We start from the raw sequence: 15,090 nt of genomic DNA on the forward strand, positions 1-15,090 counted from the left end.
CCGTTCACTCGCGGCGAGCCGCCGTCATGGACGCCGCCATGACGACGCCTCGCCGCGACTCAACGCGCGCGAGCGGTGGGGTCGGGGTCGCGGGGGAGGCCGAGGATGCGCTCGCCGATGACGTTGAGGTTGACCTCGGTGGTGCCGCCGCCGATCGACATCGCGCGGGACGCCAGCAGGTAGCGGGTCCAGCGCGGGCGCAGATCGTCCTTCCAGCCGCCGGTCAGCGCGCCCTCCTCGCCGAGCAGCGTGAACCCGAACTCGGTCACCTGCTGCCCGTGCTCCATCGCGACCAGCTTCCGGACGTTCGCCGTCGCGCCCGGGTCGGTGCCCGACAGCTGCTTGAGCGTGGCGCGCAGGCCGAGCAGGTTGAACGCGTGCTCGTCGCAGGCGAGCCGGCCGATGCCGTCGCGGACGACCGGGTCGCCGTCCAGGCCCAGCCCGGCGGCGAGGCTCAGCAGCTTCGGGACGTCCCCGCCGAGCTGGAACGAGCTGGTCAGCCCGACGCGCTCGTTGGCGAGGGTGTTGCGGGCGACGCGCCAGCCCTCGTTGACCGGCCCGACGACCCGGTCGTCCGGGACGAACACGCCGTCCAGGAACACCTCGTTGAACACCGCGTCGCCGGTGCACTCGCGCAGCGGCCGGACGTCGATGCCGTCGGACGCCATGTCCACGATGAAGTAGGTGATGCCGTCGTGCTTGGGCCGGTCCGGGTCGGTGCGGGCGACGCAGACGCCCCACTGCGCGTCGCGGGCCAGGGACGTCCAAATCTTCTGCCCGCTGATCCGCCAGCCGCCCTCGACCCGCTCCGCGCGGGTGCGCAGCCCGGCGAGGTCGGAGCCCGCGCCCGGCTCGGAGAACAGCTGGCACCAGATGATCTCGCCGCGCAGCGTCGGCGGCAGGAACCGCTCCTGCTGCTCCGGGGTGCCGTACTGGACCAGCGACGGGACGACCCACGCCGCGATCATCAGCGGCACCGGCTTCACCTTCGCGGCCTTCAGCTCCTGCTGGATGACGATCTGCTCCAGCGGCCCGGCGTCGCGGCCCCACGGCTTCGGCAGGTGCGGCGTCACCCAGCCGCCCTCCGCCATCGCGGCGCGCTGCGCGAGCGGGTCCATCGCGGCCATCTCGGCGACGCGGCCGCGGATCTCGTCGCGCAGCGGCGCCGCGTCCTCGCCGAGCTCGATGCTCATGGGGCGGCGGACGCCGCCGACCGCCAGCGCCGCCACGTCCGCGCGGTACGCGCTCGCCCTTCCGAGGAGCGCGCGCAGGGTGAGGGCGCGCCGGTAGTAGAGGTGCGCGTCGTGCTCGTAGGTGTAGCCGATGCCGCCGTGGACCTGGATGTTGCCCTCGGCGCACAGGACGGCGGCGTCGGCGGCGAGCGCTCCCGCCACTCCGACCGCGTAGGCACGCTGCTCGGGCTCGTCGCCGAACGACCGCGCCGCGTCCCAGACGGCCGCCCGCGCGCGCTCTAGCGCGATGAGCATCCGGGAGCACTTGTGCTTGATGCCCTGGAACTGGCCGATCGGACGCCCGAACTGCTCGCGGAGCTTGGCGTAGGAGACGGCGTCGTCGAGCGCGCGGCCCGCGACGCCGCACGCCTCCGCCCCGAGCAGGACGACGGCGAGGGCGCGGGCGCCGGGCGCGTCGAGGAAACGGCCGTCCGGGACGTCCAGGCCGTCGGCCGTCACCGAGCCGACCGGACGGGTGATGTCGAGCGACTCCAGGTCCCCGACCGTGACCTCGCCCCGTTCGGCGATCACCCAGCGGTCGCCGGCGGGCAGCAGGAACACGTCGGCGAGCGGCGCGCCCAGGACCGGCTGGACCGTCCCGGACACCGTGTTCCCGTCGACGTCCAGGCCGCCGGAGAGGCCGACCGCCGCCTTGCGCGAACCGTCCGCGAGACCGGCGAGCAGGTCGCCGCCGGCGCCCGCGGCGTGCAGGATCGCCGAGGCCAGGACGGTCGGGGTGTACGCGCCGGGCGCGACGGCCCGGCCGAGCTCCTCCAGCGCGACGGCCTGCTCCAGCAGCCCGTACCCCTGGCCGCCGGCCTCCTCGGGCAGGTGCAGCCCGAGCAGGCCCTGCGCCGCGAGCGCGGGCCAGAACCCGGTATCGGCCTTGCGCGCCGTCTCCGGCGGGACGTTCCGCTCGGCGAACCCGCGCACCGACGCCGCGAGCGCCTCGTGCTCCTCCGTCAGCCCGATCGCCATGACTGCACCTCTCCGTCGGGGATCGGAGCCAGCCTATTAGAACGGCATTCGGTACTTAAGGGGGGTCAGGCCGCGACCTTCAGCTGCGCGAGGAACTCGTTGAGGTCCGGCCACATCTTCCGGTGCGTGTTCGGCAGCGACGCGAACACCGCCGCCGGCGTCTTGCGCCCGGTGTCGATCACCGCGGTCGCGACGATCTCCCCGGTCGCCCGCACCCCGGCCCGCTTGTAGGTCAGGTACGAGGCGATCAGCCAGCCCTTGTGCCCGTCCACGTTCAGCGGCTGCGACGCCAGCGGCGCCGACTTGTGCGGGAACGCGTAGTACTGCGACAGGTAGCCCTGCTCCGCCAGCGCGGTCGTCTTCTTGACGCTCCCCGGCCCCTTGTACGCGCCCAGCAGCGTCGGCGGCAGCACGCCCGTGAGCAGCTGGCCGTACCAGAGCTGCTGCCCGTGCCGCTCGGTGACCACGATCTGCTGCCCCGACCAGCCCGGCGTGCTCAGCTTGTTCTTCTTCGTCGGCAGCTGCCACGGCGGTGCGAGGCGCGGGTACGACAGCCCGGACGCCGCGTCCGTCAGCCGCCCGAGGACCTTGCTCGCCTTGCCCGGGAACCGCTTCAGCGTCTTGTCCGCGGGGACCGTCACCTGCGGCTCGTCGGGCTCCGCCGCGGCGCCCGTCGGGCCCGTCTTGACGGGCGTGTCCGCCGGCGCGTCATCGGTCCGGTGCGTCATGTAGTAGACGCCGCCTGCCGCGAGGAGCGCCACCACCAGCAGGCCCACGCCGCCGATCAGCACCAGCCGGGACCGGCCGCCGCCCTCGTCGAACGCGTCGCCGGACGACCCGGGCGAACCGCCGAGCTTGGCGTCCGCGGCGGCCTCGTCGGCCATCCAGTCCGGCATCTGCCAGTTGCCGCTGCTCGGCTTGCCGGCCTTCGCCGGGCCCGCGAGCCCGACCTGCACCGCGGGCGTCTCGTCCGCGGGGGCCCCGCCGGGGCCGTCCTCGAACAGCGAGCCCTCCCAGCCGGGCGGCTCCTGCCCCTCCGCGGGGACGGGCGCGACCCGCACGTCGTCGGCGTCCGGCAGGGCGCCGGGCTCGCGCTCGGCGGCCGGCTCCTCCCAGGCGGGCTCTTCCTCGGCCTCGGGCCGTCCCCACGGGCCGGGCCGCTCCTCGCGGGCCGGCTCCTCCCAGGTCGCGGGCCCCTGCCCGGCCGCGCCCTGCTGCTCGTACGCGGGTTCCTGCTCGTACGCGGCCTCCCGCGCCGAAGCGGCCTCCCGCGCGGACGCGGGCTCCTGCTCGTACGCGGCCTCCTGCGTGGAAGCGGGCTCCCGCTCCTGCGCGGCTTCGCCCTCCGGCGCGCCCGCGCCGGGCCGGCTTTCGACCTTGCCCCAGATGTCGTGCGCCTGCTCGTCGCCGCCGTCGGAGAAATCCGTGCGGCCGTGCGGCGCGGGCATGAAGACCTCCGGCACCTTCGGCTCGGAGGAGACCACCTGCGGGCCGGTCGAGCGCCCCGCGTCGGGCGCCGGCGGCCGGCCGGCCTCGTCGCTCTCGCTCATGTCGGTCCAGCGCACACCGCGCTCCCCCTGATCGGACATGCGGAACACGGTACGCGAAGATCATTCATTTCGTTCCGCGGGTCATCACGCTGAGGACACATCTTCCTATCGCCTCAGTTCCGGCCCGCGACGCCGGGATCACCGCCGGTGACCGCCGGACCGTCCGCGAGCCGCTCCCTGGCCAGCAGGGTCGCGCCCGCCACGGCGCCCGGCATCGCGAACACCGCGCCGAGCGGGATGAGAAAGACCACAAACGTCGCGGCGCCGAACCCGACGGCCAGCGCCCGGTTCGCCTTCAGCCGCGCGAACCGCTCCTTGCGCAGCAGCCCGCGGCGCTCCAGCGCGATCGACGTCAGCTCCCCCGCCAGGTAGTACCCGGACACCAGGGCCGCGATCACCGGCACCACCGTCTGCCCCACCACCGGCAGGAACCCGGCGGCGAAGAACACCACCGCGAACAGCAGCGCCACCAGCCCGAGGATCAGCGCGTCCTTCAGCGCCCGCCCGATCTGCACCAGCAGCGGGACGTCCGGCTCCGGCGGCGCGCCGCCCTGCGACTCCTCGACCCGCACCGCGATCGCCTCGTAGAAGGGGTCGCCGACCAGCAGCGTCACGGCCGTGAACGTCAGGACGGCGAGGAACACCGCCGCGCCGTAGATCGCGATGCCGGCGACGACGCGCGCCGTCGCCCGCGCCGCCTCGGACCAGCCGTCCGCGAACGGCGTCACCCAGCCCGCGAGGTCGTCCAGGTAGAAGGCCAGCGTCACCAGCCCCGCCGCGTAGGCGGCCAGCACGATCAGCGCCGGGATCAGGCCGAACAGCCACTGCGCGGGGTTGCGCGCCGTCCAGCCGATGCCGCGCAGCAGGTACCCGACGCCGTTGAACAGGTCCTTGAACGCCGACGGCCTGGCGGCGGCCGGGCCCGGCGCGGGCGCGGCGGGCGGCGGCGGATGTCCGGGCGCGGACGGGCCGGGCGCGGCCGGCGGGCCGGGCGGGCCCGGCTGCGGGTTCCACGGCGCGGGCTGATTCGGGGGGTGGCTCACGCGCTCAGAGCCTAGAGCCTCGCCCCGGAGCGCCCAAGCGTTGCGGCGAAGCACGCCCTGCGCAGCGCGGTCTCAGCGGACCGGCAGCCCCACGAGCCGGGCCGACTTGTCCCACACCGCGCGGCGGAGCACCTCGTCCTTCAGCGGGCCCGCCTCCGGGATCAGCCCCGCGCCCGGCGTCGAGCTGTAGAAGCCGCCGGTGCGCCCCTCGTACTCCTCGTCCAGCGCGAGCTTCAGCGCCATCCGCGCGCCCTGCTCCGGCGTCCGCATCACGGGCGTGTGCGACAGCAGCCCGCCGATCCGCGCGCTGCCCGGCAGGTCGCGGGCGAGGGACGTCGCGACGAACCCCGGGCACATCGCGTTCACCGTCACGCCGGTGCCGTCGAGCCGCCGCGCCAGCTCCTGCGCGAACAGGATGTTCATCAGCTTCGACCGCCCGTACACCCGCAGGGACCCGGCCGCCCGGTAGTTGCCCGGCTCCGCCATCCGGTCGACGTCCAGCCGGCCGGCGAACCGGTGCGCCTCGGACGCGACCACGACGATCCGCGACGGCGCGCCCTTCTTCAACGGCCCGAGCAGCAGGTTCGTCAGCAGGAACGGGCCCAGGTGGTTCGTCGCGACCATCCGGTCGAACCCGTCCGCGCTCTCCTTCGCCCGCATCAGGTGCGCGCCCGCGTTGTTGACGAGCACGTCCAGCCGGTCGAACCGCTCCTCCAGGGACGCCGCGACGCGCCGCACGTCCTGCTGCGCGGACAGGTCGGCGAAGAACGTCTCGATCCGCGCGCCCGGCACGTCCCGGGCCAGCTCGTCCACCGCCGCCTCCGCCCGCATCTCGCTGCGGGCCACGATCCCGACGAGGAACCCGGCGCGCGCCAGCCCGCGCGCGATCTCCTTACCGATCCCGGACGTCCCCCCGGTCACGATCGCGATCTCGTCCCTCATCCCCCCACCGAACCACCGCGCCGGACGCGCGAGCAAGGGGGGAATGTGATTTCTTGCACAAGCCGTGATGCGGGGCCCGGCGCGGGCGACCCGCCCACCGGGACGCCCCCTGGCCCCGAACTGAAACCGGTTCTACTATCGGTCGGCATGAGGTTCACCTACGCCGAGGCGATGACCGACCCGTCGTTCTACCTGCCGCTGGCCCGGGCCGCCGAGGCCGCCGGCTACACGAGCATGTCGGTCGCCGACTCGCTCGCCTACCCGCGCGAGTCCGACTCGACCTACCCCTACACCGCCGACGGGAACCGCGAGTTCCTCGAGGACAAGGCCTTCATCGAGACGTTCACGCTGATCGCCGCGATGGGCGCGGTGACGAGCACCCTGCGGTTCACCCCGTTCGTCCTCAAGCTGCCCGTCCGGCCGCCGGTGCTCGTCGCCAAGCAGGCCACCTCGATCGCCTGCCTCACCGGCGGGCGCCTCGGCCTCGGCGTCGGCGTCAGCCCGTGGCGCGAGGACTTCCAGGTCATGGGCGTGCCGTGGGAGCGGCGCGGCAAGCGCATGGACGAGGCCATCGACATCGTCCGCGGCCTCGCCGGCGGCGGCTACTTCGAGTTCCACGGCGAGTTCTTCGACATCCCGGCGATCAAGATGACGCCGGCGCCGGCCGAGCCGATCCCGATCCTGGTCGGCGGGCACAGCGAGCCCGCGCTGCGGCGCGCCGCCGTCCGCGGCGACGGCTGGATGCACGGCGGCGGCCCCGACGACCTCGACGACCTGCTCGCCCGCCTCACCCGCATCCGCGAGGCCGAGGGCAAGGCCGGCGAGCCGTTCGAGGTGCACGTCATCTCCCCCGACGCCTACACCCCGGACGGCGTGAAGCGGCTGGAGGACAAGGGCGTCACCGACGTGATCGTCGGCTTCCGGATGCCCTACATCAAGGGCCCCGACACCCAGCCGCTGGACAAGAAGATCGCGGCCCTCGAGCGGTTCGCCGAGACCGTCATCGCGAAGGTGAACGGCTGACCGCAAAACGAGAACACGTTACAGTTCGGTCATGGACGCCCTCATCTGGCACGCCCCCGACGCCGACCACCCCGCCCGCCGGGCCGCCCGCGCCTCCATGACCGCGGTCGGCGCCGGCCGCCGGGACGAGTGGCTGGCCCTGTTCGCCCCCGGCGCCCTCGTCGAGGACCCCGTCGGCCCGTCCTTCCTCGACCCCTCCGGCGAGGGCCACCGCGGCCCCGACGGCATCTCCGCCTTCTGGGACTCCTTCATCGCCACCATCAGCGGGTTCCGCTTCGAGATCAAGGACTCGTTCGCCAACGGGCCCTGCTGCGCCAACGTCGCCACCATCACCACCACCATGGGCGACGGCTCCACCATGTCCATCGACTGCGTCCTCATCTACACCGTCGACGACGCGGGCCTCATCACCTCGCTGCGCGCCCACTGGGAACCCGACCGCGCCATGGCCACCGTCACCAGGCCCGCGACCTGACCTCAGTCCCCCGGCGGCAGCAGCAGCCGCGCGGTCGTCCGCTCCAGCCGCCGCACCGCCATCGACTCGCCCACGAACCCCCGGACGGCCTGCAGGAACTGCTGCAGGCCGCCCGGGTAGTCCAGGCACGTCTGCAGGATCGCGAACAGGTCCGCCTTCGCCTCCGGCGCCCGCGGGATGACGCCCGCGATGGCCGGCGACAGCGCCCCGACCAGCCGCTCGCGGCCCCGCTCGTTCCGCATCTGCGGGATGTCCATCAGGTCGTCCACCATCTGGAACAGCACCGGCACCGGAACCTCCGCAGGCGGCACGAACACCCGGTCGTCACCCGGGTCGTCCTCTTCCCGGTCGCTCAGGCCGTCCTCCCGCAACGCGAGCGGCCCCGTGCTCGCCGCCGGGGCGGGCCGCACCCCCGGCACCATGATCCAGGCCCCGCCCTCGGTCTCCTTCACCTCGACCTCGACCGGGTAGTAGTCCCCCGGATCGACGAGCCCCCGGCCATGCCGCACCACGTCCTCGTACACCCGCCGCGACACGATCACCGCGATCGCCGTCTCCGCGGCGGCCACCGCCTCCTTCAGCGGCGCGGCGTCCAGCAACCGGAACGCGTGCGTCAGCTCCGCCCCCACCACGCCGTGCCCGTCCGCCACGGCCTCCCCCACGTTGACGGCCACCCGCAACCGCATCTGCGCGGACTCGCTCGCCGCCCGGTTGTGGTGCCGCACCTCCGCGCGCAGCCGGTCGACCACCGTCGTCAGCAGCCGCTCCGTCCCGACCTCCGCCGGAAGGACGACCATCACCCCGTCGCCGCGGTCCTCGTGGTAGCAGTCGTCCAGCCGCACCCCGGCCCCGTCCGCCAGGCTCCGGTCGAGGCCCTCGTACATCGCCTTCCGCACCCGCACCCGCACCGGATCGTCCCGCTCCGCGGAGCTGAACCCGGCGATGTCGCACACCAGGAACGAGCACAACCCCCCGGGCCGCCATCCCCCCGTCCGCGCCGCATCCCCCACGCGCCCTCCCTTCCACCCCCCTCAGCGTCCTCGACCGCCCGCGCCACCGGCAAGACCACCGCGAAAATCACCGGCGCGTCTTGTCCCGATCACCGCCCTGCGCGGCCACCCGGCTCTATGATCGTCTCGTCGCGGACTAGGCTGGTGCCCCTGAGCCCACAGAGGGAGCGCGACACCTTTCCGATATCGCGGGACCACGAGGGGGAGACGGCCGTGCCGGGTACTCATGGCAGCACTTCGCAGTCCGTCGATGGCGCGATTGCCTTCGCCTGGGTCCGCCCCGAACGCGACGCCCTCGACGCCCTCGCCCGCTCCGCCGCGGCCGAGGGCACCGTCTTCGGCGAGGCCGTCCGCCGCGCGGGCACCGAGCGTCGCGAGGCCGCCCGCGTCTCCGCCGGATTCGACAACCGCCTCCTGTGACGATCGCCTCTGATGTCCGCGGCGGATTCCCCCGAATGGCCGTCTGACGGCCTGGACGTCGCGGCCCTCGCGGGCGCCGGATGGCGGCCCGTCCCCTTCTCCGAGGTCGTGCTCAAGATCCACGGCCGCTGCAACCTGGCCTGCGACTACTGCTACGTCTACGAGAGCACGGACCAGACGTGGCGGACGCGCCCGCGCGCGATGGCGGCGGACGTCATCGCGAAGACCGCGGCGCGGCTCGGCGAGCACGTCCGCGAGCACGCGCTCCCCGCAGTGTCGGTCGTCCTGCACGGAGGCGAGCCGCTGCTCGCGGGAAGGGCGGTCATCGCGGCGGCCGTGGAGAGGTTCCGCGCCGCGCTGCCGGCGTCGTGCGACCTCGAAGTGACCATGCAGACGAACGGCGTGCTGCTGTCCGACACGATGCTCGCGATGCTCGACGACAACGATGTGGGCGTGGCCGTCAGCCTCGACGGCGACCGCGCGGGACACGACCGGCACCGGCGCCGCGCCGACGGGCGGGGAAGCCACGCCGACGTGATGCGGGGGCTGCACCGGCTCGCCGGCCCGTACCGGCGGCTCTACCGGGGCCTGCTCTGCACGGTCGACCTCGACAACGATCCGATCCGGACGTACGAGGCCCTCATCGAGACGCGTCCGCCGCGCATCGACTTCCTCCTGCCGCACGGAACCTGGAGCGCTCCGCCGCCGCGCCGTCCGGCCGACGGCGAAGGGACCCCCTACGCGGACTGGCTCATTCCGATCTTCGACCGCTGGTATCACGCGCCCCGCAAGGAGACGGGCGTCCGGCTGTTCGAGGAGATCATCAACCTGCTGCTCGGCGGGCAGAGCCGCAGCGAGAACATCGGCCTGTCCCCCGTCGCCATGCTCGTCGTCGACACCGACGGGACGATGCAGCAGGTCGACACGTTGAAGACCTCGTACGCCGGGGCACCGGAGACCGGTCTGACCGTGTTCGGGAACGGCTTCGACGAGGCGCTGTGGCATCCGGGCGTCGTCGCCCGCCAGATCGGAGCCGCCGCGCTGTCGCCGACATGCGGGACGTGCGCGGTGCGCGACATCTGCGGCGGCGGCGCGTACGCGCACCGGTACCGCGAGGGGGACGGTTACCTCAACCCGTCGGTGTACTGCCCCGACCTGATGGCGCTGATCAGCCACATCGGACGCACCGTCCAGCACGATCTGGCCCTCGCAACGGCCGCGCCGGGCCGCTGACCGGGCGGTCTGACCCGGGGGCTCACAGGGCGGTCGGCTCGATGTCGCATTCGAGCGGCTCACCGCGTTCGGCCGCACGCACCTCGGGATGATCCGCGCCCAGTGCCTGCCTCAGCGAGGCCAGCACGGGACCGGAGACGTCGTCGCCCTCCCCCATGGCGGCGCGCGCCCGCGCCAGGTTCAGCTCGACGGCGAGCGAGTAGGGATGCCGCTCACCGAGACAGCCGATCATCTTCTCCCGGACGTCCGCCAGCAACCGGGCCGCGGCGTCCAGCTCGCCGAGCAGGTAGTAGTCGTTCGCCAGGCCGACCGTGGCGCAGAACGCGTAGTAGTGGTCCGGGCCGAGGACGCCGCCTTCGAGGTCCGCCAGGGCCGACTGATCGGTCTCCTGGGCCGCGTACACCTCCGCGAGCCGCCGGAGTACCACACCGCGGTCGATGGCGCAGACCTGGACGAACGGGTGCCCGTCCCCCATCACCCGGCGGTAGCCGTCCAGCGCCCGGTCGATGATCGGCAGCGCCTCCTCCGGGCGCCCGATCGCACTGGTGGCGAGCGCCAGGCAGACCCGGCTCGCGAGCGTGTTCGGATGCTCCTCGCCGAACCGGCGGACATGAGCGGCGAACGTCTCGGTGGCCAGCCGGTGCGCCTCCTCGGTCCGCCCGAGCTTCCGCAGTGTCCCCGCATGGCTCATCTTCGCCTGCAGGACGTGCGCATGGCCCGGCGCGAGGACGGGCCTCAGGTTGTCCAGGCTTTCCGCCTGGAGCCGGTGCGCCTCTGCGTACCTTCCGAGCGCGTGGAGGTTCCGGGCGAGGTTGTGGGTGGCGCGGAAGCGCTGCCGGTAGGCCTGGTCCTCGCCGCCCCAGACTTCCAGATCGAGGTCGTACGCCTGCTGGAACTCGCCCAGGATCCGCAGGTCGATGGCGAGGTTGCTGGCCGCGAGCCGGGTGGCGGTGTCGGCGTCCCCGTGGATCCGGCGCCGTCGCCGCCAGGCGTCGAGATCGATCTCGTAGGCCCTGCGGAACTCGCCGAGGAACCGCAGGTCCGCACCGAACCCGTTGGCGGCGAACAGGGTCTGGAAGTTGTCGGCGCCGAACTTGCGGCGCGTCCGGGCGAGGTTGTCCTCGCTGAGGTCGGCGGCGGCCCGGTTGTCGCCGAGGCCGCGCAGGGCGTTCGCCAGGACGCGGGAGATGTCCAGGACGTCGTCGTCGTCGGGGCCGTACCGGTCGCGCCACCGGTCCAGCGCGATCTCCGCCAGCCGCCGGCTGCCCTCGTACTCGCCGGACTGGTAGAGGAACTTGGCCTGGTCGATGCCCACGTAGCGGATCTGCGGATCGTCCGCCTCGAACACCCCCGACGGGATGACGTGCGGGGTGATCTCGGAGCGGCGCTCCCAGGTCGACTCCACCTCGGGCTGGTCGGCCGGGGTCGCCTCCTTGAGGATCGCGTGGACGCAGGCCCGGACGCGGCGCCGGCCGTCCTCGCCGAGCCGGTCGTCGAGGATCGCCCGGACCAGCCGGTGCACCTGGAGGCTGCCCGGTTCCTCCGCGAAACGGGCGAGGGAGAAGCGGGAGATGTCGCGCATCGCGCCGCGCAGCGCGGCCTCGTCGGCGAGCAGGGCGGTCAGCTCGACGGGGAGGTCTGCCGACCGTCCCGCGGTCAGCAGCCCGCAGGGCACGGGTTCCGGATCGAAGACGGCCCACAGCTCCAGCAACTGGCCGGCGACCGGGTTCTCCTCGCGGAGAAGGTCGAGGTTGAGGCTCACACCCGCCGCCAGCGGGCCGGGGAGCTCGTCGGACACGCCGTCACCGCTGAACTCGGTGAGGCGGCGGTCGAACAGCCGGAGGTACTCCTCGACGGTGCCGCCGGTGACGACCTGCCAGGCGGCCGCCTGACCGACGGCGAGCGGAAGGTCCCCGACGCGTTCCGACAGCAGGTCGGCCTCGGCCTCCGACAGGCGCGGGACCCGGCGGCGGAGCAGGGCGATGCTCTCGCTCCGCTCGAAGACGCCGACGTCGACGACCGACGCGTGCCGTTCCCAGCCGCGGTCGCGGGACGTCACCAGAACGTGGCGCCCCGGCCCCAGACCGGATCCGCCGGCGTCGACGGAGAGCGGGGTCAGCGGGACGACCTGGTCCGGATCCTGCGCATTGTCGTAGATGAGCAGCCAGCGGCCGTAGGGCCTACCGTCGCGGAGCGCGCGCAGGACGCCGTCCACGGTGTCCTTGATGTCGTCGCTCATCGGCATGCCGAGCTGGCGCGCCAGCACGGCGAGGGCGGCGCGGGCGGACGTCGTCTGCTCAGCCGGGACCCACCACACCAGGTCGTAGTCGCCGGCGTGGCGGTAGGCGTACTCGACCGCGAGGTTGGACTTGCCCTCCCCGCCCATGCCGAACTCCGACTCCGGCAGCAGCGCCGCCATCCCGTCGCGCAGTGCTGCCCGTACCGCGGTGAGGAGCCGGTCCCGTCCAGTGAAGTCGGGGTTGCGGGCGGGCAGCCCGCTGCGGAGCACCGGCGCGGGCGTGTGGCCTTCCGGCCTCCCGGTGGCCCGGATCACGTCCACCAGATCATCACCGGACGGGCCGGACGCGTCGGGCGCGCCGGACACCGAACCGGTCGCCAGCTGCCTCGCCACCTCGCGGTACTGCCCGCCGAGACCGGCCAGCGCCTGGGCCGCGACCTGCGCGAACGGCAGGTCGGGCGGGAGCCGCACGTCGCCGCGGCCGACCGCCGCCAGCAGCGCCGGGAAGTCGAGCGACGAGCCGATCCGCTCGCGGACGACGTCCCACACGGCCCGCAGCACCTGCTGGACCTCACGCCTGCGCATCCCCTGCAGCAGGATCTCCCGGACGCCGTCGTGGAACTCGTAGGCGATCTCCTCCTCGCCGCCGTCCGCCGGGCGGCCGACCATCCGCAGCAGCCCGCTGAGGAACACCTCGGCGAGGACGGAGGACGAGGACGACGGCAGCATCGCCTGCTGGACGAGGCGCATGACGGGCAGCCGCAGCGGCGCCGCCGCGAGGTAGGTGGCGAGCTTGAACGCCGCCGGAGACGACGAGGCCCGGAACTGCTTGACGCGCATCTCCGCCGACATCGCCTCGTCGTCGGCGGGCGGCGCGTCGGCCACGGGACGGCCGGTGAACAGCGCCGCGCCCATGATGTCGCGGCCGCCGTGCGCGACCATGTTCGCCCACGACCGCAGCCACCGTTCGTTCAGCTCCACGACCGGGATCGGGACGCCGAGCGGCCGGCCGTCCGGCGGCTGGAGCGGCGCCCGGGTCACGGTGAGCCGCTCGTTCGGCAGCGCAGGTCCGGACGCCCCGAACCGCACCGGCTCGATGGCCGCGGGGGTCCGCCACCAGAGCCGCTGCGGCAGCGGCTGGGCGATCGCGACGGTCCCCGTCCGGCCCCAGCGGCCGAGCATCGCCGCGGCCCGGCCGTCCCGCCACGCCGCGCCGATGCAGTCGCTGACGACGAGGATGACGCGGCGGCGCGTCGGGTCGACCAGCTCGTCCGGGTTGCGGTCGGCGCCGACGCCGAACGCGGACCCGGTGCGCAGCGACAGCCGCTCGCCGCCCGTGTCGAGGTACCAGGTCCGCAGGTCGCGGAACGCGCCGAGCTGCTGCAGTAGCGCGCGCAGTTCCTCGATGGTCTGCCGCCACACGACCATGGACGGCCCGACGTCCGCGACGAGGGCGAGGTCGTGCCGGCGGTCCCGCGCCGGGACCATGACGGGCTCGCACACGCCCGTCTCGGCGATCCGCTGCGCGGTCGCGGTCTCGTTGAGGATCTCGCGGGTCAGCGACGGGACGGTCGCGCGCAGCGGGCGCAGTGCCCGCGCCAGCGGCAGCGTCCGGGAGATGGCGGGCATCGCGGGCATCCGGACGGGGAACGACGCGGCCGGCACCTCCTGCCCCGCCATGTACAGGCCCGCCTCCGCGGGGCGCGGCGGTGGAGGCTCCGGTCCGGGCGGCGCGGACGGTTCCGCGGGACGCGGCGACGGCGGCGGGTCTGCGGGGCGGCCGTCAGGGCCGGCGGCACCGGCCGGGACGTGATGGGCCGGGCCCTCGTGCGTCCGGAACCAGTCGGCGAGCCACAGCGCGTCCGCGATCTCCTCCGCCGTCGGCTGCGGGTCGAGCCCCTGCAGCGCCTCGACGAGCCGGCGGATCATCCCGCGCCGGGCATCTCGATCGGGCGGAGCACCGCGTCGAGGATCTCGTCCAGCTTGCCGTCCGGCGGCCTGCTGCCCGACGTCGCGAGGTAGACGGCGTTGAGGAGCTGGTCGGTGGCGAGGGCGCCGTCGGCGCGGCGGGCGAGGAACTTCTCGATGAGCTCCTCGCTGCCCGCGCGGGCCGCCGGGCCGAGATGCGCCTCGATGATCTCGGCGAGCCGGTCCCGGCTGGGCGGGTCGATCACCAGCCGGACGCACCGGCGCAGGAACGCGGGCGGGAACTCGCGCTCGCCGTTGCTCGTGATGAACACGATCGGGAAGCTGGTGCACCGCACCTCGCCGTGCTCGACCGGCACCCGCGGGCCGCCGTCCTCGGTCATCACGTGGATCCGCGCCTGCTCCTCGGGCAGCCGCTGCAGCTCCGGGATGGTGAACCGGCCCTCCTCGAACACGTTGAGCAGGTCGTTCGGCAGGTCGATGTTGCTCTTGTCGAGCTCGTCGATGAGCAGGACGCGGGGCCGGTCGCCGGGCAGCAGCGCGGTGCCGAGCGGGCCGAGCCGGATGTAGCGGCCGATGTCGGGCGGCTCGGCGGTGTCCGCCCGCCCGCCCACGCCGCGCAGGCTCGTCTCGTGGAGGCGGCCGATCGCGTCGTAGTGGTAGAGGCCGGTCTCCAGCGTGGTGTTGCTGGTGATCGACCAGTACAGGACCGAGCCAAGACCGAGCTCATAGGCGACGTTGTAGGCGAGCGTCGACTTCCCCGACCCCGGCTTGCCCGTCACCAGCAGCGGCCGCCGCAGCAGGACCGCCGCGTTCACCTTGTCGACCACCGACTCGTCGGGCCGGTAGGAGACGGCCTGCTGCTCCCGCCGCCCGCGCCCCTGCACCGCCTCCTCGGGGCTGAACCGGCGCCACGGCGGCGGCGGAGGCAACCGCCGGACGCGCTCGTGCGGCAGGCCGTCACCGCGGTAGATGCGCCAGTCCCCGATCGGGTCGCTGGATTCCGGTTCTGTCGTCAT

General features: G+C 73.8%; 11 protein-coding genes. 4 read left to right on the plus strand and 7 right to left on the minus strand.

Annotated features, from left to right (window positions below; genetic code table 11):
* Positions 1-59: 59 nt before the first annotated feature.
* The 4 genes from AB0C78_RS01480 to AB0C78_RS01495 form a co-directional block, all read right to left on the minus strand.
* Positions 60-2,210: an acyl-CoA dehydrogenase gene (locus AB0C78_RS01480; RefSeq protein ID WP_360740507.1), complete on the minus strand. Its 2,151-nt coding sequence runs from the start codon at positions 2,208-2,210 to the stop codon at positions 60-62.
* Between the two features lie 65 nt (positions 2,211-2,275).
* A complete protein-coding gene (locus AB0C78_RS01485; RefSeq protein ID WP_360740509.1) occupies positions 2,276-3,799 on the minus strand; it encodes a hypothetical protein in 1,524 nt (507 codons plus the stop codon).
* A 74-nt stretch (positions 3,800-3,873) separates the two neighbouring features.
* Positions 3,874-4,803, minus strand: coding sequence for an EI24 domain-containing protein (locus AB0C78_RS01490; RefSeq protein WP_360740511.1), 930 nt, complete (start codon positions 4,801-4,803; stop codon positions 3,874-3,876).
* A gap of 72 nt (positions 4,804-4,875) precedes the next feature.
* Positions 4,876-5,745 (minus strand): SDR family NAD(P)-dependent oxidoreductase, encoded by an 870-nt coding sequence (locus AB0C78_RS01495; protein WP_360740513.1) that lies wholly within the window; start codon positions 5,743-5,745, stop codon positions 4,876-4,878.
* A 147-nt stretch (positions 5,746-5,892) separates the two neighbouring features.
* Here AB0C78_RS01495 and AB0C78_RS01500 point away from each other — a divergent pair, with 147 nt between their 5' ends.
* The gene (locus tag AB0C78_RS01500) at positions 5,893-6,768 is read left to right on the plus strand and encodes a TIGR03619 family F420-dependent LLM class oxidoreductase (RefSeq protein WP_360740515.1); all 876 of its coding nucleotides are present in this window, start codon (positions 5,893-5,895) and stop codon (positions 6,766-6,768) included.
* Between the two features lie 31 nt (positions 6,769-6,799).
* Positions 6,800-7,243 carry a nuclear transport factor 2 family protein gene (locus AB0C78_RS01505; protein WP_360740517.1) on the plus strand — a complete coding sequence of 148 codons (444 nt, stop codon included), beginning with the start codon at positions 6,800-6,802 and terminating at the stop codon, positions 7,241-7,243.
* A gap of 2 nt (positions 7,244-7,245) precedes the next feature.
* Here the strand turns inward: AB0C78_RS01505 and AB0C78_RS01510 are convergent, their stop codons facing one another.
* Entirely contained in the window at positions 7,246-8,253 is a 1,008-nt protein-coding gene (locus AB0C78_RS01510) for a hypothetical protein (protein ID WP_360740519.1), read from the minus strand.
* A 213-nt stretch (positions 8,254-8,466) separates the two neighbouring features.
* Here AB0C78_RS01510 and AB0C78_RS01515 point away from each other — a divergent pair, with 213 nt between their 5' ends.
* Together AB0C78_RS01515 and AB0C78_RS01520 are read left to right on the plus strand one after the other, a co-directional pair.
* Positions 8,467-8,673, plus strand: a complete 207-nt coding sequence (locus AB0C78_RS01515) for a hypothetical protein (protein WP_360740521.1) — start codon at positions 8,467-8,469, stop codon at positions 8,671-8,673.
* Positions 8,674-8,685: 12 nt separating this feature from the next.
* Positions 8,686-9,906, plus strand: a complete 1,221-nt coding sequence (locus tag AB0C78_RS01520; protein ID WP_360740523.1) for an FxsB family cyclophane-forming radical SAM/SPASM peptide maturase — start codon at positions 8,686-8,688, stop codon at positions 9,904-9,906.
* Positions 9,907-9,928: 22 nt separating this feature from the next.
* Here the strand turns inward: AB0C78_RS01520 and fxsT are convergent, their stop codons facing one another.
* Both fxsT and AB0C78_RS01530 read right to left on the minus strand, forming a co-directional pair.
* Positions 9,929-14,074: an FxSxx-COOH system tetratricopeptide repeat protein gene (gene fxsT / locus AB0C78_RS01525; RefSeq protein WP_360740525.1), complete on the minus strand. Its 4,146-nt coding sequence runs from the start codon at positions 14,072-14,074 to the stop codon at positions 9,929-9,931.
* Entirely contained in the window at positions 14,071-15,090 is a 1,020-nt protein-coding gene (locus tag AB0C78_RS01530; protein ID WP_360740527.1) for an AAA family ATPase, read from the minus strand. Before AB0C78_RS01530 ends, fxsT begins: the two co-directional genes overlap by 4 nt.

It is taken from the genome of Actinomadura sp. NPDC048394 (assembly GCF_040651755.1).
GTDB classification, from domain to species: domain Bacteria; phylum Actinomycetota; class Actinomycetes; order Streptosporangiales; family Streptosporangiaceae; genus Spirillospora; species Spirillospora montaniterrae.

Bases quoted from the DNA above. Each gene is read 5' to 3' on its own strand.
- AB0C78_RS01500 (WP_360740515.1), top strand. From the start codon at position 5,893: ATGAGGTTCACCTACGCCGAGGCGATGACCGACCCGTCGTTCTACCTG.
- AB0C78_RS01480 (WP_360740507.1), bottom strand. From the start codon at position 2,210: ATGGCGATCGGGCTGACGGAGGAGCACGAGGCGCTCGCGGCGTCGGTG.
- AB0C78_RS01495 (WP_360740513.1), bottom strand. From the start codon at position 5,745: ATGAGGGACGAGATCGCGATCGTGACCGGGGGGACGTCCGGGATCGGT.
- AB0C78_RS01530 (WP_360740527.1), bottom strand. From the start codon at position 15,090: ATGACGACAGAACCGGAATCCAGCGACCCGATCGGGGACTGGCGCATC.
- AB0C78_RS01505 (WP_360740517.1), top strand. From the start codon at position 6,800: ATGGACGCCCTCATCTGGCACGCCCCCGACGCCGACCACCCCGCCCGC.
- fxsT (WP_360740525.1), bottom strand. From the start codon at position 14,074: ATGATCCGCCGGCTCGTCGAGGCGCTGCAGGGGCTCGACCCGCAGCCG.
- AB0C78_RS01485 (WP_360740509.1), bottom strand. From the start codon at position 3,799: ATGTCCGATCAGGGGGAGCGCGGTGTGCGCTGGACCGACATGAGCGAG.
- AB0C78_RS01520 (WP_360740523.1), top strand. From the start codon at position 8,686: ATGTCCGCGGCGGATTCCCCCGAATGGCCGTCTGACGGCCTGGACGTC.